Source organism: Dellaglioa sp. CoH-56-MRSF-13 (assembly GCF_056782095.1).
Map to the genome: position 1 here is coordinate 1 of NZ_JBXAYC010000098.1, position 355 is coordinate 355.

At 58.9% G+C, this 355-nt stretch carries 1 protein-coding gene; it reads right to left on the bottom strand.

Features of this window, described 5'->3' with window-relative positions; genetic code table 11:
* Positions 1 to 355, bottom strand: a 355-nt coding sequence (locus AC1RP1_RS08065) for a hypothetical protein (protein WP_481762725.1), incomplete at both ends; no start/stop codon positions are given.

Genomic DNA, 355 nt, shown 5'->3' on the forward strand with positions numbered 1-355 from the left:
TGTGCGGAATCTCAGCCGCCCGATGGCGCGTCGGGTCCGTAACGTGCAGTAGCCCCTGCGCGCCGGTATGCGCGTATTTGTTGTTCACCCAATCAACAAGAACTGGCACATTTCGCGGAAGTTTGGCTTTGGGCTCGTGGCCCTGCTTCTGAGCCTCAGACCCTTCGGTCATGTCCACAAGCGTGTACGAACCGTCTGCGCGGATACCGGCCTGCGTGTAGCGCTCTTCGTACTCGATGACCTGCTCAATCGGAATCGAGCGCGGAATGTAATAGGGCTTTCCGTTCGGGCCGATCGAAATCAGATGCTCGTTGACGCGCGCATTCTCCACGTGGTGATGTGCCAGCGTGTGAGC